The following is a 26,284-nucleotide window of genomic DNA, read 5'->3' on the forward strand; positions in this document are numbered from 1 at the left end:
GCCGGCCGCCGGGGATGTAACGCGCTGTCCACGGCAGTTTGCACCCCGCCGGCGGGGTGCGGAGTCACCGGAGGGGCGCACCAGTGCGGCGTACTGGCGTGAACTGCGCCGAGACGGGACGGGCCTCAGGCGGAGCCGAGCACCATCCAGCGATCGCCGCGGGCGCGCAGGCCGAGCACCACCGCACGCGTGCCCATGAAGCCGATCCCGAAGGCGATCCAGAGCCAGACCAGGTCGTGGGTGAGCAGGGCCAGGGGTGCATAGACGACCAGCACGGCCAGCCCGCCCCAGGCCAGGTAGGCGCCGTCGCCGGCCCCGATGAGTACGCCGTCGAGGACGAACACATAGCCGGCGACGGGCTGGGCGACGGCGGCGGCAAGCAGGATCGGGGTGAGCGCCTCGACCACCGCTCGGTCGTTGGTGAACAGGTGGCCCAGCACCGGGCTGAGCGCGGCCAGGCCGATGCCGGTGACGATGCCGGACCAGATCCCCCACTGCACCATCCGGCGGGTGATGGTGCGGGTGCCCTCGTGGTCGCTGGCCCCGAGCCTCCGCCCGGTCAGGGCCTGCGCGGCGATGGCGATGGAGTCGAGGACGAAGGCGAGGAAGCCCCAGATGGTCATCGCGACCTGGTGAGCGGCCATCCCGGTGTCGCCGCCCGCGCGGACCGCGGCGTACGTCGTGACCAGCAGCGCGGCGCGCAGGGTCAGGGTGCGTACGACGAGTGCGATCCCGGCATGGGCAGCGGCGAGGATGCCCGGGCCGTCCGGGCGCAGGGAGGCGTCCTGGGCGCGGGCGCCGCGGAGCACCACGACGAGCAGGATCGAAGCCATCAGCACCTGGGCGATCACGGAGCCGACGGCGGCCCCCTCGATGCCGAGGGCGGGGATCGGTCCGAGCCCGAAGACCAGGACCAGGTTGAACCCGATGTTGAGAAGGTTGCCGATGACGGCGGCGACCAACGGCGTACGGGTGTCGAGCATGCCGCGCAGGACGCCGGTAGCGGCCAGCATCACCAGCAGTGGGGTGGTGCCCAGGAACGCGATCTGCAGGTAGTCGACGGCGAAGCCGGAGGTTGCGTCGCTGGCGCCGAAGAGGCTGACCAGCCACGGCGTGGTAGCGATGCCCAAGGCGGTGGCCACGACACCGATCACCACCGCGAGCCAGATCCCGTCGATGCCCATGCTGATGGCACGGCGTACGTCGCCGGCGCCGATCTGGCGCGCGACCGAGGCGGTGGTGCCGTAGGCGAGGAAGACGCAGAGGCCGACGACGGTCTGGATGATGGCGCCGGCGATGCCGAGTCCGGCGAGTTCGCGGGTGCCGAGGTGACCGATGATCGCGGCGTCGGAGAGCAGGAAGAGGGGTTCGGCGACCAGGGCCAGGAAGGCGGGGATCGCGAGGCGGAGGATCTCGCGGTCGGTCTCGCGGCGGTCGACGGTCACCGGGTCACTCTAGTGAGGCGGTCGGTGGCTCGTCCGGGGGTCACTGGACAGGTGTCTGATGGGACCTGTGGGAAACCCTGTGCATACCGGCGGGTCAGATGTCATCTGATCGCCATGTCGACAAAGAAACTCCTGAACGCTAGGTGGATCCCAGATGACGAAATCAGTGGTCGAATACTTTTCCTCCACAGCCGTGTACAACTGTTTCTGCAGGTCAGACCAGGTGTTGTGGCTGATGTGACTCGACAATCCACAGGTGTTTCCCCACCCTGTGCACAGGGTTGTGCGTGTCGTCCACGGCGAGTCGCGAGTTATCCCCAAGGCCTGTGGAGAACGAGGTTGGAGAAGAGGGTTCTCCACACGTACGGTCGCGTCGCGGGCATGGAGATTCGGGCGTGGTCGGGGGCAAGTGTCGGGCCCCCTGCCTAGCCTCGGGCATGCCCGGCGCGGGCAGGCAGGAGCGGAGCAATGACAGGGATGGGATGGCGATGAGCACGACGGAGTTCTCCGGAGATCTGCCCCCGGAACCTGCCTGGGATTCCGCGCCCCAGTGGGGTGACGGCCCCGCGGCGTACGAGCCGGGCGAGGCGCCGCGCGGCCCCAATGACCGTACGCCGCCCCAGGACAACGCTGCGGAGCAGAGCGTGCTCGGCTCGATGCTGCTCTCCAAGGACGCCATCGCCGATGTGGTGGAGGTGCTGCGCGGGGCTGACTACTACCGGCCCGCCCATGAGGTGATCCACGAGGCGATCGTCGACCTCTTCGGTCGTGGGGAGCCGGCCGACCCGATCACGGTAGCCAATGAGTTGCAGCGCCGCGGTGAACTGGACCGCGTCGGCGGGGCGCCGTACCTGCACACCCTGTCGGCCAACGTGCCGATCGCGGCGAACGCTGGTTATTACGCCGAGATCGTGCGCGAGAAGGCGGTGCTGCGGCGGATGGTGAACGCCGGCACCAAGATCGTCCAGCTCGGGTACGCCGGCGAGGGCGACGTCGACATGATCGTCGACGAGGCCCAGGCGGAGGTCTACAAGATCACCGACAAGCGCGCGCAGGAGGACTATGCGCCGCTGGCCGACATCATGGAGGGCGTCCTCGACGAGATCGAGGCGATCGGGAACCGGGAGGAGGGCATCTATGGCGTGCCCACCGGCTTCGCCGACTTCGACGAGCTGACCAACGGCCTGCACAAGGGCCAGATGATCATCATCGCGGCGCGCCCGGCGATGGGTAAGGCGTTGGCCCTCGACACACCCCTGCCCACGCCGTCGGGCTGGACCACGATGGGGGAGGTGCAGGTCGGCGACGAGTTGTACGACGCGAAGGGGCGTCCCACCAAGGTCGTCGCGGCGACTGAGGTCATGCATGGCCGCCCGTGTTTCGAGGTGGAGTTCTCCGATGGCTCACGCATCGTGGCTGATGCGGAGCACCAGTGGTTGACCAGCGCGCAGCTCGGCGAGGGTGGCAGATCCATCCGTACGACGCAGCAACTTGCCGCCTCGTTGGCCGAGCTCCACACGATCAGCATGCCGGACGGCTCGGTGGTCAAGATCGAGGCGATCAGGGCGGTCGCGTCGGTCCCTGTGCGGTGCGTGCAGGTGGACAACGAGGAGCACCTGTACCTGGCCGGCGAGTCGATGATCCCGACACACAACTCGACGCTTGCATTGGATCTGTGCCGTGCGGCGTCGATCCAGAACGGCCTGGCCAGTGTCTTCTTCAGCCTGGAGATGGGTCGCTCGGAGATCACCATGCGCCTGCTGTCGGCGGAGGCGAAGGTGCCGCTGAACCACATCCGCAACGGCAACATGACCGACGACGACTGGGGCAAACTGGCCAAGAAGATGGCCGAGGTCTCGGCGGCGCCGATGTTCATCGACGACAGCCCCAACATGACGATGATGGAAATCCGTTCGAAGGCGCGTCGGCTCAAGCAGAACCATGACCTGCGCCTGATCGTCATCGACTACATGCAGCTGATGACGTCCGGCAAGAAGGTCGAGTCCCGCCAGCTCGAGGTCTCCGAGTTCTCCCGCCAGATCAAGCTCCTGGCCAAGGAGCTCGAGGTGCCGGTGATCGCGCTGAGCCAGCTCAACCGTGGCCCGGAGCAGCGCACGGACAAGCGTCCGATGATGAGTGACCTTCGCGAGTCGGGGTCCCTGGAGCAGGACGCGGACATGGTCATCCTCCTGCATCGCGAGGATGTCTACGAGAAGGAATCCACCCGCCCCGGCGAGGCCGACCTGATCGTGGCCAAGCACCGCAACGGGCAGACCCGCGACATCACCGTGGCCTTCCAGGGCCACTACAGCCGGTTCGTGGACATGGCTCACTGATCACGGCAACGCATGTCGAGATGCAGCGAACTTCTCCAAACGGGACTCACCTACCTTTCAAGACTGGATCACTAGACATTGCCTGAGGTTCGCTGGTGACGAGGCCCGTGCCTAGACTCGCGCCATGGCGAGAAAGCGCAAGACCCTGCCCAAGGATTTCGCCGATCTCCTCAAGGGCGGTGACCTCGACGCATTGAAGGCGGTCTTCGACACGTGTGCGATCGACGCGCGTGGCGGCTATGACAAGGGCACTGCCCTCAGCTTTCCCGACTGCCCGGACGAGCTGGCCCGCTGGCTGGTCGACCAGGGGCTCGACGTGGACGAGCCGAGCCAGGGCAGCCAGCACACCCCGCTGCAGGCCCGGGCCTCGTCCTGGAAGTCAATCGCCGCCCTGATCGAGCTGGGCGCCGACGTCAACCGGACCGACAAGTACGGCAAGACGCCGATGCACCTGGCAGCCAAACGACCCGATCAGCTCAAGCTCCTGATCGAGGCCGGTGCCGAGGTGGACCCGGTCTACAACCGCGGCATCACGCCGCTGCGTTCTGCGCTGATCTCCTGCAGCAACGCGGAGATGCACTACGTCGCGGAGTCGGCGGCCGTGCTGCTCGCCGCCGGGGCCGCGGTGCCGGACAATGCCGAGGAGCTCATCACGCGGATCGGCACCAACTTCGAGTTCCACCGGTCGAACTTCAACTCCGACCTGATCGACGAGACCGAGGCGGGACTGCACCGCCTCTATGACCTCTTCGGCGTGACGCCCGTGGCGCCGCGGGTGGTCCACGACGGTACGTCGCGGATCGAGGTCACCGCGACCGACGTCGCCGGCCAGTACGACGAGTTGTGGACGCTGCTGGTCCCCTCCCAGGGGCCTGCAGGGAACATCCAGGGGGAGGTGCTGCGGCTGGCCGGCAAGCTGGCCCGCGAGATCTCCGGCAACGGTTCGATCAACTGGGACAGCGACTTCCGGACGATGACCGACGTCCTCGGCGCCCACCTCGCCTCCGGCAACCCGGTCGCCAGCACCGACGACCTCGCCCCGGTTCTCAAGCGGATCAAGACTGGCAATGCGCCGGAACGCGACCTGGCCCAGTTGCGGGAGGCGGCCGTGGCCTGGATCCTCGCCAATCCGGACCCGACCCCGTTGCCGCCGCCGGCGTACCAACGCTGATCCCCGGGCCGATCGCGTTGAGTTCATGACCCGCCGCTACCTGAAGTTGGCCTCGAATCGGCTCTTCTGGGAGGTCGGCGACCCGTATGTGTATCCGTGGTCCGTCGACGTCAGTGTCGAGCCCTCGCCGGCGAAGGTGACGGTCGCCGAAGGAGTCACCCACAACGCGGTGGCAGCGATCATCAGCGTGGCGGAGGCGCTCAGCGACGCATGGACCGAGCACTTCGAGCGGGCCGAGGCGAACTGGTTGCGCCCCTATCTGGAACGGATCCTCCAGGGCGATGTCGTCACCGAGGCGGAGTGATCGCGCACTTCGTCCGGCTGCACGGCCGGCAACCGAAGGCGGTGACCTCGCGTTATCTCTGAGCCGGCCGATCGTTCATCAGCGCGCCCTAGAATCCGTTCGATGACGTCACGCGACCACACCGGGCCGGACCAGCTCGGCAACCGCATCATCTTCCACACCCCGCGTCCGGACCAGGAGCCGGCATGACCGAGGGGATCATCGACGCCACCGCCGACCAGGTGATGGAGGTGGTCAAGCAGATGGTCGACCTGCCCCGGCCGGACGGTGACGAGTGGCTCGAATGGGAGATCGACGGGCTCGAGGGGCAGACCAACTATCTCATGCACGTGCTTCCGCTCGCGGCCACCGCGGACGCGTCCGGCCTGTCCACTTGGACCGCAGCCATCGCCGAGCTGGCTGACCGGCGCTGGGGTGCCCGGACCCACTTCGACGCGACCCGCTTCACCGACGACAAGGAGACCGACCCCGCGTCGTACGACCGGCGCAGCGCGCCCGCGAGCATGGTGCGGGCGCTCGACGCCGACGACGCCGTGTGGTGGCCGTTCGGGCACGACGCGGTCATGCTCGTCGACAACTCGGCAGCCGAGCGTTCGACCAGCAAGGCGGCCGTGTTCGTGCTGCCCCGGCAATGGCTCTCCGCCGAAGCACAGGGTGCCAGTCGTCCTGGTGAGGCCCGACCTGCGGACGACGGGTCGCTGCGCGCCGACTTCTTGTCGAAGGACAGCAGTCGGGTCCTGCATGCGGTCTGGGAGGTCTTCAAGACCCGCGACCCGCAGGTGCTGGAGCCCCTGGTGCGGTCGCTGCCGGCGATCGAGCGGGCCACCGAGGAGCTCGACCTCGGTGGCGCCCTGATCTCCAACGGGAGCAATCTGGACCATGCCTTCCACCGGATCCGGCTCTTCGGCGAGAAGAAGTGCCTGTGCGCGGCGTACGCCCATCACGTGCGCTATGAGCCGGCGAAGGAGGAGGCTCTCGGGCACGTGCGGATCACCGCCGAGACCCCGGTCTTCTTCAACGGGCGCCCCGACCGTCCCAAGCGGATGTGTGAGTGCACCGATTGCGGCCGCCGGTTCGAGGTGGAGGAAGGCGAATACCACTACACCTGGTGGAAGTGGAATGGAGTCAGGAATGCGTGAGGTGTGGAGCCACCGCTGTGCCACGCCCCGGGACGAGGCCAGGGCCGGCGCCGCATTCGGCTCGTCGGTCGTCCTCGCGACTCGTCCACAGGGTTCGTACGCCGAGACGGTGACGACCCTGGTCGCCCTCGACGTGACCACCGGTGAACCACGTTGGCAGCGGACCATCCCTCCGATCGGCTCCAACCAGGCGGTCGTCACGGACAGCGACCTGGTGGTCGTGTTGCACCACCACGAGAAGCCGCACGCCTGCGGGTACGACGCGAGCACGGGCGCGGAACTCTGGAACCATCCGTTGACCGGCGAGCCCCGTGGTGTGCTCTTCGTCGACGACGAGATCGTGATCGTCTCGGGATCGACCATCCGCCGGATCGATCGTGGTGGCCGGCTGGTGACCAAGGCGGCGCAGGACTCTCGTGCGACTCGGCGCACCGGGTCTGGTTCGAACTGCACGAGGACCTGCTCGCCACCCTCGGCCGCAGTCGGACCGCGTGATCCCCTGTACGACGTGATGCGGGTCAGTGCCCGGCGGCCTCCGGCACCCCGTGCAGCCGGACCGGGAGCCGGTCGATGCCATAGACGACCGACAGGTCCCGGAAGCCCAGCTCGCCCAGGTCATCGGTGGCCATCGTCAGGTCCGGGAAGCGCTGCGAGAGACGGGTGAGCGCGGTCCGCAGCTCCATCCGAGCCAGCTCCGCGCCGACACAGCGGTGCAACCCGTGCCCGAAGGCGAAGTGCTGGGTGCCGGCATTGCGCAGGTCGAACTGGTCCGGATGCGGCACCGCCCGCGGGTCACGGTTCGCCCCCGACAACGAGACGATCACCACCGACCCTGTGCTGATCTCGTGGCCGAACAGGGTGTGGTCGGCGCGGGCGAACCGCGGGAACGCCACCTGCACGGGACAGAGATAGCGCAACAACTCATCGATGACCTGGTCGACCTCGGCCGGCGTACCCTCGCGCAGCAGCCGGTAGGCCTCCCGGTTCCGGGTCAGCACATAACCACCCATCGACAGCATAGCCGCCGACGTCTCATAGCCGCCGAGGAAGACTCCGTCGGCCAGGCCGCCGAGCTCGACGTCGTCGTACTCGGCGCCCTTGGTGCGGAGGATCTCCCCGATCAGGCCGTCCCCGGGCTCGGCGCGCTGGCGGCGTACGGCGTCGATCAGGAAGGTGCGGGTCTCGGTCGCCGCGCCAAATGCGCCGGCGCCGCCCTCGGATACGTCGAAGCGGGCCACCCCGAGCCGGTGGAACTCCTCGCGCACCTCCTCGGGCATGCCGAGCAGTTCGCAGATCACCCGGAACGGCACCTGGAAGCCGAACATGTCGACCAGGTCGACCACAGGCCCCTGTGCCTCCATCGCGTCGAGGGCGTCGTCGACGATTGCCTCGATCGACTCCTGGAGCCGGCGCAGGCGGCGCATCGTGAACTCCGGCGTGAGCAGGCCACGCAGCCGGGTGTGGTCGGGCGGGTCGGTCATCCCCAGGCCGCCGATCCCCTCGGCGTCCGAGCGGGGGCGTGACCCGAGCAGGTGACGCATGTCGTTGGAATAGGCCTCCCGGTCTGCCAGCACCTCCTTGGCCTCCTCGTGACCGGTCACCAGCCAGATCTGCATCCCGAGTACGTCGCCGAGCAGCGTGACCGGGTCGCTGGCGCGCGCTCGGGCCAGCTCGGGGACGGGATCGATGCCGTCGCGGCGCAGCGGATAGGTGAGGTGCTCGGGCACCTTGCGCAACGTGGTGATGTCGGGCATCCCGGTGGTGTTCTTGCGCATCGCCCAGCGCAGGGCGAGGCGCCGCAGTACGCCGGGGAGCCAGGCCGAGCGGTTCGTCGAACTCATCGGTCCATCCTTGGTCGGGTCCGTCGGTGCAGTGCCCAGCCCAGGAGCAGGACCAGGCCGAGATAAGTGCAATTCTGGGTGATCTCCTCCGCCCATGTCGTCTCCTGGGGGAGCGGCGCGGCACGAAGTCGAGCATCACCATCATCACGAAACCGGCCACGCCACAGGCTGCGACCCGGGGCGCCCGGAAGCGACGGCCGGGATCCTGCCGCGCCGGCAGCGGACGTCCCACCCAGGTCGCCGAGGTAGGCCTGCAACAACTCCGCGGTGATCGGGGCAAGCAGCAACAGGGGGATGATCCCGAGCCATCTGCTGCGCATGGCCCCCACGCTAGGGCTCACTCGGGTCGTCGGGATCCGTCCCGGGTAGCGGCCGGGGCATACCTTGGTCGCACGCCGCCCGACGGTTTCGGTTTCCCGATCCCGCGGCTACCGTGGACTCGTGAGTAACTTTCTCGCCAACGCAGCCAGCAGCACAGTCGCCGGGGCCAAGAGCCGGGCCCACTGGTCGATCGTGCACTGCCTGCCTCGCCTCTTCCTCGGCCGGATGGCCAAGCGGGGTGACCTGCAGGCCCGGATGATCCTCAGCACCTCTCGCGGCGACGGAGCACTGTGGCCGATGATGGAGGAAATGCGCGCCGCCGGCCCGGTCTTCAAGTCCGGCATCGCCTACATCACCACCGACCACGCGGTGGTCCGTGAGGTGCTGACCAGCAACGACTTCCGCACCGGCATCCCGGGTCGCACCGGTCTCCTCGGCACCCTCGGTGAGCGGCTCGCCCCGCACGCGTTGCACCCGGTCGAGCCACCGTCGCTGCTGGTCACCGAACCGCCCGACCACACCCGCTATCGCAAGCTGGTGATGCGGGTCTTCACGATGCGGGCCGTGCAGCGGCTCACCGAGCGGACCCAGCAGATCGCCAACGACCTGCTCGACACCATCGACGCCGCAAGCGAGGTCGACCTCGTCGAGCAGTACTGCGCCCTGCTGCCGGTCACCGTGATCGCCGAGATCCTCGGTGTGCCTGAGGAGGAGCGTGCACGGGTGCTCGACTTCGGCACTGCCGCAGCGCCCAGCCTCGACCTGGGCCTGGACCTGCGGACCTATCGCAGCGTCACCGATGCCCTGATCTCCTTCGACACCTGGCTCGGCCAGCACCTCGACCACCTGCGCCGCAACCCCGGCGACAACCTGCTCAGCGAACTGGTCGCGCTCAAGGACGCCGAGGGCGGCCTCAGTGAGATCGAGCTGAAGTCGACCGCCGGACTCGTCCTGGCTGCCGGTTTCGAGACCACGGTCAACCTGCTCTCCAACGGCATCCAGCTGCTCCACGACCACCCCGAGCAACTGGCCACCCTGAAGGCTGACCCGGACCTGTGGAGCAACGCCGTCGAGGAGGTGCTCCGCCTCGACCCACCAGTGCTGCTGACCGGCCGGGTGGCCCAGGCCGACACCGAGGTCGCCGGCACCAGGATCCGCGAGGGCGCCCTGTTCACCACGATGCTGGCCGGGGCGAACCGCGACCCCAGGGTCTTCACCGACCCCGCCACCTTCGACGTCACCCGGGAGAACGCGCGCGACCACCTCTCCTTCTCGCTCGGCCGCCACCATTGCCTGGGCGCCTCGCTGGCCCGGATGGAGGGCGAGATCGGCCTGCGCACCCTCTTCGAGCGCCACCCGGAGCTCGAGTTGCTGCCCGGAGCCACCCGACGTACGACGCGGATCCTCCGCGGTTTCGAGCGGTTGCCGGCCCGCTTGTCCTGAACCGTCGGCGACGCCGACGGGTGCGACTCCCAACGCAACCGCGCCCGAAACAGGTGGTCAGCGCGGGCAGTCGCTGTCAGGCTGGACCGTATGGGAACGCGCATCGCGAACATCGTCATCAACGCCGTGGACCCAGATGTCGTTGCCGACTTCTGGTGCCAGGTCCTCGACTGGCAACGACTGGAGGTGGAGGACGGGATCGTCTGCATCGGGCCGGCGGACGGTGCACTGCCGGGGATCGATGTCGCGCCACGGGGGAGGCCGAAGGCGACCACGAACCGCCTCCACCTCGACCTGCGTGCCGACGGCACCACGACCGCCGAGGAGCTTGAACGCCTCCTGGCGTTGGGCGCTCGCCGGGTCGACGTGGGCCAGGGACCAGATGTCAGCTGGGTGGTGCTGGCCGACCCCGAGGGCAATGAGTTCTGCCTGCTCTCCGGCACGGTGCAGGAGCTCGGCTGAGCAGAGAAATGGGTGACGGCACCTATTGGGTGGAGGCCCCGTCGCGCTCTTGACTGAGCGGATGGGCTTCGGAGAACTGGAGCTGGCGATCTCGGCCGGCATGATCTGTTCCGCCCTCGGATTCACCGTCGGACTGGTGGTCGGTCGCGGCCGCCAGCCACGCTGGGTGGAGAAGGGCAGTTTCGTCCACAAGGTCTCGATCGGGTTCGCCACCCTGGACCGTCTCGATGCCGTGATGCTCCGCTTCGAGGTCGAACCGGGCTCGAAGCTGGCCGGGGTCGAGGTGGGCGAGTTGCGGCTGCCGTCGGGCGCCGCCGTCGCCCTGATCACCCGCGGGTCACTGGTCCTGGTGCCCACCGACCCGATGGCGCTCAAGGTCGGTGACCAGGTCCTTGTCGTCTCGGCCCTCGGCCAGGTCACCGCGGTCGAGGACCGGCTCCGCCTGGTCAGCCAGCACGGTCGCCTGGCCGGTTGGCACGAATCGGTCGAGCAGTTGCACCCACCCGGGTTCCCCACGCAGGCGGCCCGCACGCTGGGCCCGCGGAGGCAGTCGGCGTGATCGAGACCTCCGCCGCCATCTCCATCTTCATCGTTGCCTATGCCCTGATCGCCACCGAGCGGGTGCACCGGGTCGCGGCCGCCCTCGGCGGCGTCGCCGCGATGACCGTGATTGGCCTGGTCAGCGCCGAGTCGGCCTTCTTCGACCACACCACCGGCATCGACTGGAACGTCATCTTCCTTCTCTTCGGGATGATGGTGATCGTCGGCGTCCTGAAGCAGACGGGGCTCTTCGAGTTCCTCGCGCTCTGGGCGGCGAAGAAGTCCGGTGGCCACCCCTACAAACTGCTCGTGCTGCTGGTGCTGATCAGTGCCGTGGTCGCCCCGATCCTGGACAACGTCACCTGCGTGCTGCTCGTCGCGCCGGTGACCCTGGCGGTCTGCCGGCAACTCGGGCTGCCGTCCGCGCCGTACCTGATCTCGCTGATCCTGGCCTCCAACATCGGCGGCACCGCCACCCTGATCGGGGACCCGCCCAACATCATCATCGGCAGCCGTGCCGGGCTGAGCTTCACCGACTTCCTCGTCCATTCGCTGCCGTTGACCGTGATCCTGCTGATCGGCTTCGTGGTGATGGCGCGCTGGCTCTTCCGCCACGACCTGACCGAGCCCGCCGCCGTGGGACGCGACCAGTTGGCCGACCTGCGCCCGGCCGACGCGATCACCAACCGGCGCCTGCTCAACCGGTGCCTGATTGTGCTGGCGCTCGTCCTGATCGCCTTCGGCCTGCACACCACCCTGCACATCGACCCGTCCGTGGTCGCGATGCTGGGCGCCGGAGCCACTGTGCTGGTCTCGCGCACCGAACCCGAGGAGTTCCTCGAGGAGGTCGAGTGGGGCACCCTCGCCTTCTTCATGGCGCTCTTCGTGTTGGTCGGCTCGCTGGTCCAGGTCGGCATCATCGGAGAGATCGGCGAGTTCGCGGCCGAGGCGATGGGCGACAAGGAACTCCTCGCCTCCACCGTGCTGCTCTTCGGCTCCGGCATCGTCGGCGCGTTCGTCGACAACATCCCCTACACGACCGCGATGGTGCCGATCGTGGAGGACCTGGTCGCCGCCTCCGGAACGAGCGGGGCCGAGAGCCCGCTGTGGTGGGCCTTCGTCTTCGGCGCCGACCTGGGCGGCAACGCGACCGCGGTGGCCGCTGGCGCCAACGTGGTGGTCCTCGGGATCGCGGCCAAGGCCGGTGAACCGATCAGCTTCTGGAAGTTCACCAAGTACGGCCTGGTGGTCACCGTGGCGACCCTGCTGGTGGCCTGGGGCTATGTCTGGTTGCGCTACTTCGCGCTGGCGTGAGCCTCGCATCGGCCCGTTGACCGGCCACCATGTGGTGGGCAGACTGCTGGTCATGGAGACGCACTTCGTGCCCACCGGCGCCGGCCCGGACATTCCGATCCACTGGACCGAGGCAGGGCAGGGCGGCGAACCGCTCTTCGCCGTCCTGGGCGCGCTCGGCACCCCGGCCGCCTTCTATGGACGCCTCGCGTCCGCCCTGGCCGAGCGCGGGTGGTCCAGTGCGGTGGTGGAGCAGCGTGGCCTCGGTGAGAGCGCCGTACGCCCCTCGCGTGAGGCGGACTGGGACTTCACCGATGTGGTCGGCACCGATCTCCCCGCGGCCCTTGCCTGGGTCAGGGAGCGGGCCGGCGGCCGGCCGGTCCACCTGCTGGGCCACAGCCTGGGTGGCCACTATGCGCAGATGGTCGCCGGGCTGCGCCCTGAGATGTTCGACGGGCTGGTCCTGCCGGCCTGCGGCAGCCCGTGGACCGAGGCGTACGACGGCCCCACCCGCGCCCAGATCAGCCAACTGGTCGAGGTGATCCCCGCGTTGAGTGAGCAGCACGGCTATTACCCCGGGTCCCAGGTCGGATTCGGCGGCGACGAGGCGAGCGGCGTCATGGCCGACTGGCGCCACCTGGCCCTGACGAACCGCTACCGCTTCGCCGGGGATGACGCAGCGCTGGTGCCCGCGATCGCGGCGTACGACGGGCCGGTGCTGGCGATCCGGATGGCCGACGACGCGTTCGCCCCCGAGGCGGCGGTGCGTGCCTGCACCGACCGGTTCTCCGCAACCACCCCCGAGGTCCGGGTGCTCACTGCCGAGCAGATCGGCGCCGCAGCCGACCACTTCGGTTGGGCAAAACAGCCCGGAGCCGTGGTCGAAGCGATCGCGACGTGGCTCGGTCAGGGAGCAGCCGAGCGGTAGTGCCGCGCGTCGGTGGTGTATTCGGGCTTCCCGTACGCCACCAGCCTTCGCGCCAGCACCCGCTGTGCATAACGGTCGGCGAGACCACTGAGTCCGGGTTGCCCGCTGGCCACCGTGACCGCTATCAGCCGGCCGAAGACGAGTGGAGCGGTGAGCGCCAGGCGGAGCGCGTCGGTGGGCCCGAAGGGTGCCCCCATCCGTGCCGATGCGGCCCGGTCACCGCCGTTGAAGGCGAGGAAGAAGGCCCGGCTCCAGGTCTTCTCGACTGCAGTGAAGAGACGGTCGAACGGCGCCCGCCCGGGCCGCAGGTACGCCGCCATGGTGGAGGTCACCAACTCTCGACACGTGTCGTCGAAGTCGTCACGCAGCGTTGCTGCGCGGGCATGGAAGAGGTCGATCACGCCGGCAACATCGGTGGGCAGCAGTTCCTCGGGCAACCCGAGCAGGAAGCTGCGATAGCGGGCGAACTCGAGCATTGCCCGCTCCCGCTGGGTGAAGTCGGTGCGGCCGCGGCGTCGTGCAGCCATCGCCAGGAGATACATGATGATCATCCCGGCCGGCATCTGGTCGATCTGCGGGATCGGGACCCCATAGACCTGTGTGTCCCATCGCTGCGACCGGTGCAGGGCGTTGAACCGCACCATGGAATGCATCAGGCGCACCATCGCCGCTGATTCGAATCCCACGCCGTCACGGGCCAGGGCGCCCGGCAGGGTGGTCTCGGCGAAGAAGCAGGCCGTCTCGTTCACCCGCACCGAGGCGCGGCGACCGGAGAGCGCACCGGTGAGGACCATGGGCAATGCTGCATAGGTGTTGAGGAAGGTCGCCAGGAAGGCGCCGCGCGTGATGAACGGCGACAGGAAGGCGGCGCTGACCCGGGCGTGGCGGGCTCCCTCCTCGACCAGGTCCATGTCCAGCCAGTCGGGCCGCTCCTCCAAGGCAGCCAGGAACGTGTGCAGCTCCGGCGGTGCGTCCGGCACGGCATCGACGCCCTCGCGGCAGGCCTGGCGGAGCATGGCGATCAGCTTGGGCAGGCCGAACCTGGGCAGCAGGCTGGCATAGGGATCCGCGACCACATCGCCGAGCATCGTGGTGGTGGTGACCAGCTCGACAAGACGGTCGTCAGCCAGCATCGGTTCGCGCGGCGCGACCCACGCCGGCAAGGAAGCCCTGGTCTCGGGGTCGGTGGTCAGGCGGTGGGGCGGATGGGAGAAGTCGATGTCGCCGTAGAGGGCGGGTTGCATGCGGGCCTGGTCATGCACCCGCTCGAGGAGTTCGGGGTAGTACGTCATCCGTTCCTAACTTTCACTCTGTTAGTTAAATGCTTACAGGCCGTAAGTTAGGGTGTCAAGGGTGAGGACCCACCAGGACGCCCGCAAGCGCACCCGGATGAGTGCGGAGGGTCGTCGTGAGCAGATGCTCGACATCACGCACGCCTTGATCGCCGCCGAAGGCTTCGCTGCAGTGACCCCCAGCCGGGTCGCCGATGCGGCCGGAGTGAGCCGCACGGTGCTCTATCAGCAGTTCGGTGACCTCCCGGGGCTGCTGGTCGCGCTGGTGGAGCGGGAGTCGGAACGAGTCACCCGACAGTTCTGGGAAGCGGTGTCCCTGATCGGCGAGGCCGAGGACCCGTTCCTGGCCACCTTCGAGGGCAGCCTGGCCGCGATCGACGAGAATCCCGCAGCCTGGAGCCTCTTCCTGATCCCCCCGGCCGGAGCCCCGCCGGAGTTGTACGCCCGGCTCGAGGAGTCGCAGAAGAACCTGCTGGGCTACCTCCAGGGCGAACTGGTCCGGCTGTATCCCCACGTGCCGGACCCGGAGTACTCCGCCCGCATCCTGATGGCGGCGGGTGGCGAGTTGCTCCGGCAGCGAGTGCTCGACCCGGCCGGGGCGACCAGCGAACGACTGGTCGAGTTGGCCCGACGACTGCGAGGCTGGATCACGCCACCGCGCGCCTGATCCTGGTGCTGTGCCGCGTGGCCCGCGCCAGCGCGGAGCGACTATGGCCGGGGCATCCCTGTGGCTGTGTCGTAGAGGTCCTCGACCACGCGTATCTCGGGGTCGGGTGTGCCCGGGTCTGCGTTGTACTCGGCGATGATGGCGCGCGCGAGGTCCACCTTTGCGCGTGTCGTCGTCGCCACAGGGTCGACCCACCTGTTGTTCGGGTCCATGGGAGAACGCTACCGGCTTTGAGATGAAGCGGCTCCCTCCTCCACTGTTCGCCCAGCGCCTAGAGTGCAAGGCATGATCCAGGACTGCCTCTTCTGCGGCATCGTTGCCGGCACCGTCCCGAGCGTGAAGGTTGCCGAGGACGACGCGACGTACGCCTTCATGGACATCAACCCCGCCTCGGAGGGCCACCTGCTGGTGGTCCCCAAGCGGCACAGCACCGACCTGCTGGAGATCAGCGCCGACGACCTGGCCGCGGTCACCCTGGCCGGCCAAAGGATCGCGAAGGTCGCCGTACGGGCGCTCGGCGCGGACGGGGTGAACCTGCTGAACTGCTGCGGAGCCGACGCCTGGCAGACGGTCTTCCACTTCCACCTGCACGTGATCCCGCGGTACGTCGACAAGGAGCGCGACCGGCTCGGCATGCCGTGGGTGCCGACGCCCGGTGACCGCGAGGCGATCGCAGCGGCCGGCGCCACGATCGCCGAAGCGCTGGGCTGAGCGGTGTACACCCCGCGCTTCAACCGGATGGACGAGGCCGAACTGCGCCCGTTCGTCGAACAGGTGGGCGCGGCGGAGTTCATCACCGCTGGTGGCGACGGCTATCCGCTGGCCACCCGGCTGCCGATCGTGTGGCACCAGGACCGGCTGATCTTCCACATGGCGCTGGCCAACCCGCACTGGAAGCAGATCGCCGACGGCATGCCCGCCCTCGCGGTGGTCGGCGGACCCGAGGCCTACATCACCCCTGAGTGGTACGCCGGCAAGGCGGAGCACGGACGGGTGGTGCCGACCTGGAACTACAGCGCCGTCCAGTTCCGGGGCCGCGCCACGGTCCGCCGTGACCCGGAGTGGCTGCACCATGCAGTCACCGTGCTGACCGACCTGAACGAGCAGCGCCGCCCGGTGCCGTGGGCCGTCACCGATGCCCCGGAGACCTTCGTCGCCCAGCAGGCGAAGGCGATCGTCGGCATCGACTTCGTGATCGAGGAGGTCGCCGGGAAGGCCAAGCGGAGCCAGAACCGCAGCGACGAGGACCGGCGTAGTGTCATCGCCGGCCTGCGCGAGGGCGACCCGCGGGCGGCGGCCGTGGCCGAGGCGATGGAGCACGACCTGTCCTGACGCCGGGCCGGCGCGTTGTCGTGTCGGCTGCAGTCACCCGGCGACAGCAGACGACACGACAAGACAGGTCACGACTCCGGTGGTCGGCGTATTCGGGGCGCCGGATAGGTTCGTTCGGTGTCCGACCAGCGCCCCCGCCGTACGTTCGCCGTGATCAGCCACCCCGATGCCGGCAAGTCCACCCTGACCGAGGCACTCGCCCTCCATGCGCGAGTGATCACCGAGGCCGGGGCCACGCACGGCAAGGGCAACCGGCGCGCCACCGTCTCGGACTGGATGGAGATGGAGAAGGCGCGCGGCATCTCGATCAGTTCGGCGGCGCTGCAGTTCGTCTACCGCGACCACGTGATCAACCTGGTCGACACCCCGGGCCACTCCGACTTCTCCGAGGACACCTACCGGGTGCTCTCCGCGGTCGACTCCGCGGTGATGCTCGTCGACGCCGGAAAGGGCCTCGAGCCGCAGACCCTGAAGCTCTTCCAGGTCTGCGCGCTGCGCGGCATCCCCGTGGTCACCGTGATCAACAAGTGGGACCGGCCCGGCCTGACCGCCCTGGAACTGATGGACCTGATCGAGCAGAAGATCAAGCTGCGCCCGACTCCGCTGACCTGGCCGGTCGGGGAGGCGGGGGACTTCCGCGGCGTGCTGGACCGGCGTACCGGCGAATTCGTCAAGTACACCCGCACCGCCGGAGGAGCCACGCGGGCTCCGGAGCGCCGGATGTCGGCCGACGAGGTCGAAGACGTGGACGCTGATGTGTGGGCAGACGCGATCGAGGAGCACGAACTGCTCGCCGCGGACGATGCGGACCACGACCAGGAGAAGTTCCTGGCCGGCACCACCACTCCGGTGATGTTCGCCAGCGCGCTGCTGAACTTCGGCGTCGCCCAGTTGCTGGACCTGCTCCTCGAGATCGCCCCGGCGCCCGGGCCGACCGAAGGTGTCGACGGGTCGGTGCGCCGGGTGGGCGACGACTTCAGTGCCTTCGTCTTCAAGGTGCAGTCCGGGATGAACGCCGCGCACCGCGACCGCCTGGCCTATGCCCGCATCGTCTCCGGCGAGTTCGAGCGGGGGATGGTCGTCACCCACGCCACCACCGGGAAGCCGTTCGCCACGAAGTACGCCCAGGCGGTCTTCGGGCGCGACGTCTCCTCCATCGAGCGGGCCTACCCCGGCGACATCATCGGCTTCGTCAACGCGCAGGCGCTGCGGGTCGGCGACACGGTCCATGTGGGCGAGCGGATCGAGTTCCCGCCGGTGCCGAGCTTCGCGCCCGAGCACTTCATGACCGCAACCGCTGTCGACGTGGGTCGCTACAAGCAGTTCCGCCGCGGGATCGAGCAACTCGACCAGGAGGGCGTGGTCCAGGTGCTCCGCTCCGACCTGCGCGGCGACCAGAGCCCCGTGCTCGCCGCGGTCGGACCGATGCAGTTCGAGGTGGTGCAGGACCGGATGACGCACGAGTTCAACGCGCCGATCCGGCTCTCGCGCATCGACTATCAAGTCGCCCGGAGGACGGACGCCGCCGGCGCCGAGGCACTCGCCGGGGCCCGGGGTTGCGAGGTGCTGCAACGCTCCGACGGCACCCATCTGGCCCTCTTCACCGACCCATGGCGGGCAGGTGTCACTGCTCGGGACAATCCCGACATCATGCTCGAGGCGCTGCCGGCTGGTGGCAGTTGATGGCTCTTCAGTCGAGCCGTCGGTAGACATAGGCCGACTTGATGTGGGCCTGCCATTCGGTCCACGGATGCGCCGAGGTGGTCAGGGAGTCGAAGACCTCCTCCGGGACATCCAGATAGTCGTAGAGCCCACCGTGCCGGAATTGCAGGCGGAGGGTGCGCGTGCGCGGCTCGTAGCCTGCCGCCTGCAGGGTCTTGGAACGACGCATGGGCTTGAGTTCCACGGATCCTGCCTAGCACGGGCTTGACCGATGTCGGATGCAAACCGATCATGTCCAGATCGCATCCCAGCGCATACCCGCTCATACCCCGGCTTCGCAGTGACCGTCCTGGCTCACATTTGCTCCTATCGCTCTCTTAGGTCCAAGACTCTTGACAAAGACGACTGGCTATTGGATACAGTATGAGAACTACTCATCGAAGGGTCCAAACTGATGCAAATGAACCCGAACGACGAACTGGGATTGCTGGTAGGGGAGGTCGTTGACCAACTCACGACGGTGCAGTTTTACATGGGCGGTGGCGCCGCGGCTTACTCCAAGCCGGCGGTGCGTCAGTTGTACGAGGCCGCCCGGCGGGAGGATCCCGAGCCATTGTCCTATCAAGCCGCGAGGGCCCTTGTTGATGCGATCTCTGAGGGCGACAACGTACTTATTTTGACCGGGCTGTTGTCACCGCCTGTTCTAGTGCCGGAGACGGATGGGCCCATCGGAGCGCTGACCTTGGCGCGATCTCTGGCGCTTGGTCTCGGCGCAAAGGTGACTGTCCTAATTGAGGATGGGTTTGAGCATTCCTTGACGCGCTTGGCACCCTCAAGTGGCCTAACTCCCGCGCCAAGTTCTGGGGCTATCAGGCCTCAACAGATCGCAGTCGCTGGCTTTCCTCTCGATGAGAAGGCTGCCTCCAGTGAAGCAGAGCGTCTCATTGAGAAGATGCAACCGAAGGCGGTCATTGCAATAGAGAAGCTGGACTGCAATACCAATGGTGTCTTCCACAATGGTGGCGGTATCGACATGGGTGCGGTGACTGCGCCGATGAATCGGATCGTGGATCGCGCGCGCACGGCAGGTGTCCTCACGATCGGCATCGGGGATGGCGGCAACGAAATCGGCCTGGGCAATATCGAGACATCGGTTCGACAAATCCTAGCAATGGGAATGAATTGTGGTTGTCCATGTGGCGGAGGAATCGCTGCCTCGACCCCGACCGATCTGACCATTGTTGCCGCCGTTGCCAACTGGGGCGCCTACGCAATTGAGACAGTGATGGCCGCGTTGTTAGGGAGACCCGAACTCCTGCACAGCGAAGCGATCTCTCGTCGGTTACATGATGAAGCCGCTAGGTGTGGATATATCGACCCAGCATCGTGCCAGTCGGACGGCTTTGTTGATGGCCTTCCACCGGAGATGAGCACCTTGCTGGTCAAACAACTACACATCATGTTGGCTGCCCAGATGAACCCGAACGGGCGGCGAGAGATCTTTCGTTCTTTGATGGCCGATCGAGCAACTGTGCAGGCGCAAGTCGACAGTTGGCCAGAGACGAGACACCAATGAGCACGCAGCAGGATGCGATTCCGGTCTCCGCCGCACCTGCCCGGTCAGGCCCCGAATCAGAACAGCCCCGAGTTCGCAAATCTGGTCGCGGTTCGCGAAAGAGAATCCTGTGGCTCTTGGGCCGGTTGGCGGCCATTCCAATTTCCCTGTTCTTTGTGGTGACAATCTCCTTTGCGGTGACCAATATGGCGCCTGGGGATCCAGCGCAGGTGGTGGCCGGACCGGTGGCCTCACCCGAGCAGGTCGAGGCCGTGCGGCACGAACTCGGTCTCGACCGCAGTTTGATGGACCGCTATAAGAGCTATGTGCTTGACCTACGTCACGGCGATCTAGGAAATTCTTACTACAGCAAGCGACCCGTCATCGAAGAATTGAGACGGGCCCTTCCGAACACAATCGAATTGGTGTTGCCTGCCCTCGTGGTCTCAGTGGTCTTGGGGTTGGCCATGGGAGGTGTCGCGGGCTACTACAGGTCGCGAGCAATAGACCGCGGTAGCCGGGCATTGATTAGCTTCACTCAGTCCATACCCGATTTTTTGGCAGGGTTGCTCATGATCTATGTCTTCTTTGCTGTCCTGAACATCGTGCCATCACCGGTCGGTCGCCTGGGCATCACGGAGGCGCCTACCGCAACCCGGACGAACTTCCAGTACGTTGACTCGATTCTTAACGGGGATTGGGTCACCCTCAATAGTCTCATCGCGCACGGGTTAGTGCCTACGTTGGCTCTCGGGATCGTCTACTCGGCCTACTTCGCGAAGACCACTCGGTCGGTGCTGCGAAAGGAGTTGGATTCAAAATATGTCGAGTTTGCGCGTTCCTGCGGCATTCCAGAGCGACAAGTCTTTGGCTATGCACTGAGGGTCGGCCGCACCCAGTTACTGACCTACGCAGCTATCTTGTTCGGCGGCCTTGTCGGCGGCACGGCGATCATTGAAATCGTCTTCTCATGGCGAGGAGTTGGGGCTTGGGGACTCGATGGCATCATGCGCCTCGATCTGCCCGTCGTCCAAGCGTTTATCCTATTCTCCGGCTTGGTGACCTTAGCCACCTATCTAACTCTAGATATCGTGACCGGCATCTTGGATCCGAGGATTTCCCGTGGCTGAGACGACCGTACGAGCACCCCTAAAATGGGAGAGCCGAGGAGTCAAGGCAGTGTGGGTGCCGGTTGGACTCCTGATCTTGCTCTTCGTCGCTTCGATCTTCTTGCCTCTGCCCTATGATCCACTCCGCGCCAATGTGGGTGATCCGCTCCAGGCTCCCAGTGGCGAACATTGGTTTGGCACTGATATCTCGGGGTTCGACGTCTTCTCGCGCACTGTTCGGGCTGGTCGGCTCGATCTCTCACTAGCATTTGCTGGCGCGTTGGTTTCTGCGTTCATCGGCGTGAGTGCTGGTCTTTACGTCAGCAAACCGAGCCGGACCAGCGACATAATCATGAGGTTCTTGGACGCATTCCAGGCATTTCCTTTGCTGTTTCTAGGAGTCGCCGTCGTTACATTGGGTGGCGCTGGACTTGAGTGGGTCGTAGTTGCGATCGCGCTGCAGAATGTTCCACGTTTCATGAGAGTGATCAGGGCTGAGGCGCAAGTGATACGAAGCAAGCGCTATTTCGAGGCGGCCCAAGCGATGGGCGCCACGAACTGGCATCTCATGTGGCGCCACCTGCTGCCCAATGTCAAGTCGCCCGCACTAATTCAACTCTCCCTAACCACGGCCAATGCCTTGGTAATCATTGCCGCCTTGAGCTTTCTGGGCGTCGGTATCACTGCGCCCGCGGCGAGTTGGGGAACTATGATCCAGTCTGGTTCGCAGAGTATCGCCACGGGTGAATGGTGGCCAATCCTCTTTCCAGCACTTGGAATTCTTACCGTGGTGATGAGTCTCAATTGGCTTGCCGACGAGATCGAAAGAACTAAGGCGGGAGGCGTGTCATGAATTCCTTATTGGCCGTCGATGGCTTGACGACCGAGTTCGCGACGCCCTTGGGGCCGGTGTTTGGGACGCTAAATGTCTCATTCGCGTTGGACCGCGGCACTCGAGTGGGCATTGTTGGCGAGAGCGGTTGCGGTAAGTCGACGACGATTCGAGCGCTGCTCGGTCTTCTTCCAGCCAATGGTCGTGTCAGACAAGGAAGCGCCAACTACGACGGAACTGACCTGGTAACCGTGTCCGGTAAGCGGAGGCGGTCGATTCTCGCCAGCCAGATTGGCTTTATTCCCCAGAATCCATGGGGATCCCTGCATCCGACCCTGCGAATTGATCGACAGTTCCGGAACATCTTCCGAGCTACCGATGGGCGGTCAAACGGTGACGGCCGAGATCTCGCCAAGGAATGGTTAAGACGCGTCCAATTGCCCGATCCGGACCGAGTCCTAAACTCTTTTGCCCATCAGCTCAGCGGTGGGATGGCGCAGCGGGTAATCATCGCGATGACCATGATGCGGGATCCAACTCTGATCTTGGCCGATGAGCCGACAACGGCCCTGGACAGCACCGTCGCCCGGGAGATCCTCGAAATCCTGACCGCTTTGGTCGCCGACAGCGGGAAGACCTTGGTTGTGGTGACACACGATCTCGCTGTGGTCCGCAACTATTGCGAACGTGTGATGGTGATGTACGGGGGCCGGATCGTCGAAGATGGCGCCGTTGGCGATGTGTTGAGGCAACCTGCCCATCCCTACACCCGAGCGTTGTTGTTAGCGCTGCCTAGCACTGTGGCACGTGGATCTGAATTGCAGGAGATCTCCGGGACTCCACCGGTCGTTACAAGCGATGGTGGCGGGTGCGGATTTGCTCCTCGGTGTCCCATTGTGGCAAATATGTGCCTGGAAACGGCCCCCACCTTGGAAGCGATCAGTTCTGGAGCACGGATAAGACACCTCTCAAGATGTCATTTCGCGGATCGGGTGGTGGGATCTTGAATATTCTAGAGGCACGCCGTGTGACTGTTTCCTATCGGCGACCAGATGGCGAGCAATTCAAGGCCGTGGACGATGTTTCGTTCGACCTGCCGCCAAATCAAGCAGTGGGGCTGATCGGGGAAAGCGGCTCTGGGAAGTCAACCGTCGCCCGATTACTTCTAGGACTGGTGGCCGCAGATTCTGGCCAGGTGATATTTCGGGGGAAGGATGTGCGTTTCGCTGGTCGCGACTTGGCTCGGTATCGTAGGCAGGTCGGCGTTGTGTTCCAAGAGCCTTTCGAATCTTTGAATCCGGCGATGACGGTGCGTGAGCTCGTGGGGGAACCCCTAAAGGTGCAGCGCTCGGGGCGCGGAACCGCTGGAAGTCCGTCAAGTATCTCAGACGTGCTTTCTTTGGTTGGTATCCCGGCGGCGCTTTCGGACCGCTATCCGGGAGATCTGAGCGGAGGTCAGCAGCAACGTGTCGGGATTGCCCGGGCGATTGTCAATGACCCGGCGTTACTCGTGTTGGACGAGCCGACGTCATCTTTGGACGTGTCCACCCGCGCTCAGATCCTGAATCTATTGCAGAGGATCAAAGAGACATTATCCATCTCGTACTTGTTCATCTCTCATGACATGGAAACGGTTGCGCATCTCTGCGACCAGATCTACGTAATGTATCGAGGTCGGGTAGTCGAACACGGCAGGGTCTCTGACGTCTTGGACAATCCCCTGCATCCCTATACGCAGGCCCTTATCGCCGCGCGCGATCCGCATGGTGCAGGCGTCGGGACTCGACTTCTTCCCGACTTGGTGGGCTCCGGGGTGACGGCGCCCGCGGGTTGCGTGCTCGAGCCACGGTGTCCGTATCGGGAGGAATCCTGCAGGAATGGCGTCGTGAACTTGTCCGACGCGGGACTGGAACATCAGGTTGCATGTATCAAATTTCGGGAGATTGCTGAGGTGCGAAACCGATCCAGTCTGTGACCGTGCTCGATCAGCTATTCGTTTACGAAGGAGAAAGTGATGAGGAGTAAGAGAGTTCTCCACGGCCTATTAGCTCTAGTGCTGTCTGCGGTCGTGCTTTCGGCGTGCGGGTCGTCTGGCGATTCGTCCGCAAATGGCAGGGTTTTTGTGGCGGTTTATCCGGCGGTTTCCACAACCATCGACCCCGATGTGTACGAAGGTGACCCGAGCCGCTGGTTCGGTTTCGAGCGAGGCGGCATGCTGTTCGTGTACGGCGACGCAGCGGATGCTCGCAGCACCGATTGTGGTCAGCTCGCGGATCAGTCAACGATTGCCGGGGAACTGGCGGAATCGTGGTACTTCGACTCAGCCCGGAATGGGTACGAGATTGTCCTGCGCGATATGAAGAGCGAACACGGCAATCAGTTGACCACCGCAGATATCGAGTACACCTTTGATCGGATTGAGGCACTGAAGGGAAATCCTGCCTCCAACTTGGCCAGCGTAGGCCTGCCAGCTAATCCCATCGAGGTGATCGACGAGCGGACATTTTTGTTCAAAGTTGATGAACGGAGCGTGATCGATCTTGCTCCGTTGACATGGGAGTCCTTCGCCATTCTCGATAGCGTCGAGGTGAAGAAGCACGCGAGCTCCAGTGATCCGTGGTCCGAAGAATGGTTGTCCAAGAACACTGCTGGGTTCGGTCCTTGGAGTGTCACCGAAGAGGATATTGACCCCGGCGTCCAGATTAAGTTCAACAAGAATCCCAATTACACCTTGCCGCGCGGGAACGTGGAAGCCGTGATATTCAAGGCCGTGTCGGATCCTGGAACTCGCTTGCAGTTGGTGGAACGTGGTGAAGCGCACTATGCGGCTCGCCTATCCTATGACCAGATGAGTCGCTTGGCCGATTCTCAAGAGGTCGAGGTTAGCGCGTGTGCCGCCGCGGACCGAGATGTGCTTGGACTGAACGGTGACGATCCAGCGCTCTCGGACCCGAGGGTGCGGCGCGCGATCTCCGCAGCTATCGATCGCGAGACTATTGTCGGTGCGTCGGGGCCCTATCGTGGCCTGGTCGAGCCAGCTGTGAACGGAGTATCTTCGGTCTTCGGGGTCAATGATGCGACTTCACGCTACGAATTTGACCTGGATCAGGCACGCGATTTGCTGGAACAAGCTGGTTATGGGTCCGGGTTCGACCTAGAGATCGCGTTCTCTCCGGCTCGACCGGGACCGGAATCGGAGCAGATCGCACTCATGTTGAAGAATCAGTTGGAGGAGATCGGCATCCGTGTCACCCTTCGATCGATCGCTGCTTCGGCCGAATTCCAGGCGGCTCAGGTCGACGGGACGATCCAGGCGTGGGTTAACGTGCTCCCCCCGGCGCAGCCTGATGTCGCTTTTGATGGCGGTCTTTATTATCGGACTAATGGAGTCCAAAATTTCTTCCGGTTTGGTGAGGAGCCGATTGATTCCATGCTTGACGATATCCTTGTGACCGACCCCGGCCCGGAGCGACAACGTCTTGTGGGTGAATTGTCCGACGCGTTGACCGAATATGTTCCGTACGCACCGATCGCGGAAAAGCAATTTTTCCGTGTTGTCAGTTCGCATGTTTCAGATCTGATCAGCCGCCCAAACGGTGAGATCTATGCAAGCAATCTGAACCTGAAGTAGCCCTCGTCGAATTCTGGGTGCCGGGTCGAACTGACCCGGCACCCATCCATGAGTCGAAGAAGATCGTCGGAACGAACGGACACCCAGTGTGTCGGGAATGAGTGCAAGTGACTCCTCCGGTTGGCGGGAATGTCAGTGAAGCAAAATGGGGCAGCGATTTTATGGCTGCGTGTGTCAGCGATTTGGGTTTCGAATATATTGCTTTGAACCCGGGTGCTAGTTATCGAGGATTTCACGACAGTCTCGTAAATCATCTAGGGAACAAGAACCCCCGGATGATCACGTGCCTGCATGAGGAACACGCGGTCGCGATCGCTCATGGCTACGCAAAGGCGGCGGGGAGGCCGATGTTGGTTGCCCTCCATACGAACGTCGGTCTAATGCACGCCAGCATGGCGATCTTCAATGCTTGGTGCGACCGCGCTCCCGTGGTCATTTTGGGCTCCAATGGGCCCGGTGATGCCGAGCGCCGTCGGCCCTGGATCGACTGGTTGCACTCCAGTGCGGACCACGGCGCTCTCGTTCGCCCATTTATAAAATGGGATGACGAGCCGCGCTCGGTTGAGGCGTTTATCGAGAGCGCCATAAGAGGCACCTCGTTGGCTTGCCAGAAGCCCGAAGGGCCTGTCTATATTGTCATGGACACCGGACTCCAGGAGGCCCGGCTGTCAACAGCCGCTCAGCCGCAGGAGGTTGAACGGACGGGTCATTATGATCCGGTCCCGCCCGAGGGACAGTTGGACGACTTGCTGTCTAGTCTCGCGTCGGCTCGATCCCCGATCATGCTGCTAGGGCATGGATCATCATCAGTTGAAGCCTGGGACGCTCGTGTCGCCTTGGCCGAGCGGTTCGGAATGGCGGTTGTCACGGACCTCAGGGCGAGAGCGACATTTCCGACGAGACACCCGCTACACCTCGGACCTCCTGGCTTGACTCTCAGCGAGGCAGCATGCGAGCGCCTTCGGCAAGCCGACCTGATCT

The 26,284-nt window shown here is 65.3% G+C and carries 25 protein-coding genes and 2 pseudogenes; 21 read left to right on the plus strand and 6 right to left on the minus strand.

Annotated features, from left to right (window positions below):
- Window positions 1-125: 125 nt before the first annotated feature.
- Window positions 126-1,445 (minus strand): MATE family efflux transporter, encoded by a 1,320-nt coding sequence (locus Q9R27_RS10865; RefSeq protein ID WP_311252398.1) that lies wholly within the window; start codon window positions 1,443-1,445, stop codon window positions 126-128.
- A 656-nt stretch (window positions 1,446-2,101) separates the two neighbouring features.
- Here Q9R27_RS10865 and dnaB point away from each other — a divergent pair.
- From dnaB to Q9R27_RS18760, 5 genes and pseudogenes are all read left to right on the plus strand, one after another.
- Window positions 2,102-3,781 carry a replicative DNA helicase gene (gene dnaB / locus Q9R27_RS10870; RefSeq protein WP_397219673.1) on the plus strand — a complete coding sequence of 560 codons (1,680 nt, stop codon included), beginning with the start codon at window positions 2,102-2,104 and terminating at the stop codon, window positions 3,779-3,781.
- Between the two features lie 124 nt (window positions 3,782-3,905).
- On the plus strand, window positions 3,906-4,952 hold the full coding sequence (locus tag Q9R27_RS10875; RefSeq protein WP_311252400.1) for an ankyrin repeat domain-containing protein: 1,047 nt from the start codon (window positions 3,906-3,908) through the stop codon (window positions 4,950-4,952).
- A gap of 25 nt (window positions 4,953-4,977) precedes the next feature.
- Entirely contained in the window at window positions 4,978-5,256 is a 279-nt protein-coding gene (locus Q9R27_RS10880; protein ID WP_311252401.1) for a hypothetical protein, read from the plus strand.
- Between the two features lie 185 nt (window positions 5,257-5,441).
- Window positions 5,442-6,395 carry a hypothetical protein gene (locus Q9R27_RS10885; RefSeq protein WP_311252402.1) on the plus strand — a complete coding sequence of 318 codons (954 nt, stop codon included), beginning with the start codon at window positions 5,442-5,444 and terminating at the stop codon, window positions 6,393-6,395.
- A pseudogene (locus Q9R27_RS18760) lies at window positions 6,388-6,720 on the plus strand (PQQ-binding-like beta-propeller repeat protein); the annotation flags it as partial. The gene Q9R27_RS10885 and the pseudogene Q9R27_RS18760, both read left to right, overlap by 8 nt.
- A gap of 193 nt (window positions 6,721-6,913) precedes the next feature.
- Here the strand turns inward: Q9R27_RS18760 and Q9R27_RS10890 are convergent.
- Window positions 6,914-8,236 (minus strand): cytochrome P450, encoded by a 1,323-nt coding sequence (locus Q9R27_RS10890; RefSeq protein ID WP_311252403.1) that lies wholly within the window; start codon window positions 8,234-8,236, stop codon window positions 6,914-6,916.
- Window positions 8,233-8,556, minus strand: coding sequence for a hypothetical protein (locus tag Q9R27_RS10895; protein ID WP_311252404.1), 324 nt, complete (start codon window positions 8,554-8,556; stop codon window positions 8,233-8,235). The genes Q9R27_RS10890 and Q9R27_RS10895 overlap by 4 nt, the downstream gene beginning before the upstream one ends.
- A gap of 121 nt (window positions 8,557-8,677) precedes the next feature.
- On the opposite strand from Q9R27_RS10895, the gene Q9R27_RS10900 reads away from it, so the two are divergent.
- The 5 genes from Q9R27_RS10900 to Q9R27_RS10920 all read left to right on the plus strand — a co-directional run bounded on the left by Q9R27_RS10900 (window position 8,678) and on the right by Q9R27_RS10920 (window position 13,223).
- Entirely contained in the window at window positions 8,678-10,000 is a 1,323-nt protein-coding gene (locus Q9R27_RS10900) for a cytochrome P450 (protein WP_311252405.1), read from the plus strand.
- Between the two features lie 90 nt (window positions 10,001-10,090).
- Complete coding sequence (locus Q9R27_RS10905) at window positions 10,091-10,462, plus strand: VOC family protein (RefSeq protein ID WP_311252406.1); 372 nt, start codon at window positions 10,091-10,093, stop codon at window positions 10,460-10,462.
- Window positions 10,463-10,523: 61 nt separating this feature from the next.
- Window positions 10,524-11,021, plus strand: a complete 498-nt coding sequence (locus Q9R27_RS10910) for a TrkA C-terminal domain-containing protein (protein ID WP_311252407.1) — start codon at window positions 10,524-10,526, stop codon at window positions 11,019-11,021.
- Complete coding sequence (locus Q9R27_RS10915; RefSeq protein WP_311252408.1) at window positions 11,018-12,316, plus strand: ArsB/NhaD family transporter; 1,299 nt, start codon at window positions 11,018-11,020, stop codon at window positions 12,314-12,316. Before Q9R27_RS10910 ends, Q9R27_RS10915 begins: the two co-directional genes overlap by 4 nt.
- A gap of 52 nt (window positions 12,317-12,368) precedes the next feature.
- Window positions 12,369-13,223 (plus strand): alpha/beta fold hydrolase, encoded by an 855-nt coding sequence (locus Q9R27_RS10920; RefSeq protein WP_311252409.1) that lies wholly within the window; start codon window positions 12,369-12,371, stop codon window positions 13,221-13,223.
- Here Q9R27_RS10920 and Q9R27_RS10925 read toward each other — a convergent pair.
- Complete coding sequence (locus tag Q9R27_RS10925) at window positions 13,202-14,515, minus strand: oxygenase MpaB family protein (RefSeq protein ID WP_311252410.1); 1,314 nt, start codon at window positions 14,513-14,515, stop codon at window positions 13,202-13,204. The genes Q9R27_RS10920 and Q9R27_RS10925 overlap by 22 nt on opposite strands.
- Window positions 14,516-14,576: 61 nt before the next feature.
- On the opposite strand from Q9R27_RS10925, the gene Q9R27_RS10930 reads away from it, so the two are divergent.
- On the plus strand, window positions 14,577-15,182 hold the full coding sequence (locus tag Q9R27_RS10930; RefSeq protein ID WP_311252411.1) for a TetR/AcrR family transcriptional regulator: 606 nt from the start codon (window positions 14,577-14,579) through the stop codon (window positions 15,180-15,182).
- 41 nt (window positions 15,183-15,223) lie between these two features.
- Here Q9R27_RS10930 and Q9R27_RS10935 read toward each other — a convergent pair whose 3' ends face one another.
- Window positions 15,224-15,394, minus strand: a complete 171-nt coding sequence (locus tag Q9R27_RS10935; RefSeq protein WP_311252412.1) for a hypothetical protein — start codon at window positions 15,392-15,394, stop codon at window positions 15,224-15,226.
- Window positions 15,395-15,467: 73 nt separating this feature from the next.
- On the opposite strand from Q9R27_RS10935, the gene Q9R27_RS10940 reads away from it, so the two are divergent.
- From Q9R27_RS10940 to Q9R27_RS10950, 3 genes are all read left to right on the plus strand, one after another.
- Window positions 15,468-15,893, plus strand: coding sequence for an HIT family protein (locus Q9R27_RS10940; protein WP_311252413.1), 426 nt, complete (start codon window positions 15,468-15,470; stop codon window positions 15,891-15,893).
- Window positions 15,894-15,896: 3 nt separating this feature from the next.
- Window positions 15,897-16,514 (plus strand): FMN-binding negative transcriptional regulator, encoded by a 618-nt coding sequence (locus Q9R27_RS10945; RefSeq protein WP_311252414.1) that lies wholly within the window; start codon window positions 15,897-15,899, stop codon window positions 16,512-16,514.
- A gap of 117 nt (window positions 16,515-16,631) precedes the next feature.
- Complete coding sequence (locus tag Q9R27_RS10950) at window positions 16,632-18,197, plus strand: peptide chain release factor 3 (protein WP_311252415.1); 1,566 nt, start codon at window positions 16,632-16,634, stop codon at window positions 18,195-18,197.
- A 7-nt stretch (window positions 18,198-18,204) separates the two neighbouring features.
- Here the strand turns inward: Q9R27_RS10950 and Q9R27_RS10955 are convergent, their stop codons facing one another.
- Entirely contained in the window at window positions 18,205-18,420 is a 216-nt protein-coding gene (locus tag Q9R27_RS10955; RefSeq protein WP_311252416.1) for a KTSC domain-containing protein, read from the minus strand.
- 216 nt (window positions 18,421-18,636) lie between these two features.
- On the opposite strand from Q9R27_RS10955, the gene Q9R27_RS10960 reads away from it, so the two are divergent.
- From Q9R27_RS10960 to Q9R27_RS18765, 7 genes and pseudogenes are all read left to right on the plus strand, one after another.
- Window positions 18,637-19,752, plus strand: coding sequence for a glutamate cyclase domain-containing protein (locus Q9R27_RS10960; RefSeq protein WP_311252417.1), 1,116 nt, complete (start codon window positions 18,637-18,639; stop codon window positions 19,750-19,752).
- Complete coding sequence (locus Q9R27_RS10965) at window positions 19,749-20,861, plus strand: ABC transporter permease (protein ID WP_311252418.1); 1,113 nt, start codon at window positions 19,749-19,751, stop codon at window positions 20,859-20,861. Before Q9R27_RS10960 ends, Q9R27_RS10965 begins: the two co-directional genes overlap by 4 nt.
- Window positions 20,854-21,693, plus strand: coding sequence for an ABC transporter permease (locus tag Q9R27_RS10970; protein ID WP_311252419.1), 840 nt, complete (start codon window positions 20,854-20,856; stop codon window positions 21,691-21,693). The genes Q9R27_RS10965 and Q9R27_RS10970 overlap by 8 nt, the downstream gene beginning before the upstream one ends.
- The gene (locus Q9R27_RS10975; protein WP_311252420.1) at window positions 21,690-22,679 is read left to right on the plus strand and encodes an ABC transporter ATP-binding protein; all 990 of its coding nucleotides are present in this window, start codon (window positions 21,690-21,692) and stop codon (window positions 22,677-22,679) included. Before Q9R27_RS10970 ends, Q9R27_RS10975 begins: the two co-directional genes overlap by 4 nt.
- A 20-nt stretch (window positions 22,680-22,699) precedes the next feature.
- Complete coding sequence (locus Q9R27_RS10980; protein WP_311252421.1) at window positions 22,700-23,647, plus strand: ABC transporter ATP-binding protein; 948 nt, start codon at window positions 22,700-22,702, stop codon at window positions 23,645-23,647.
- Window positions 23,648-23,794: 147 nt separating this feature from the next.
- On the plus strand, window positions 23,795-25,303 hold the full coding sequence (locus Q9R27_RS10985; RefSeq protein WP_311252422.1) for an ABC transporter substrate-binding protein: 1,509 nt from the start codon (window positions 23,795-23,797) through the stop codon (window positions 25,301-25,303).
- A 161-nt stretch (window positions 25,304-25,464) separates the two neighbouring features.
- Window positions 25,465-26,280 (plus strand): annotated as a pseudogene (locus tag Q9R27_RS18765) (thiamine pyrophosphate-binding protein); the annotation flags it as partial.
- Window positions 26,281-26,284 lie beyond the last annotated feature (4 nt).

The organism is Nocardioides sp. AE5 (assembly GCF_031844485.1).
GTDB lineage: Bacteria > Actinomycetota > Actinomycetes > Propionibacteriales > Nocardioidaceae > Nocardioides.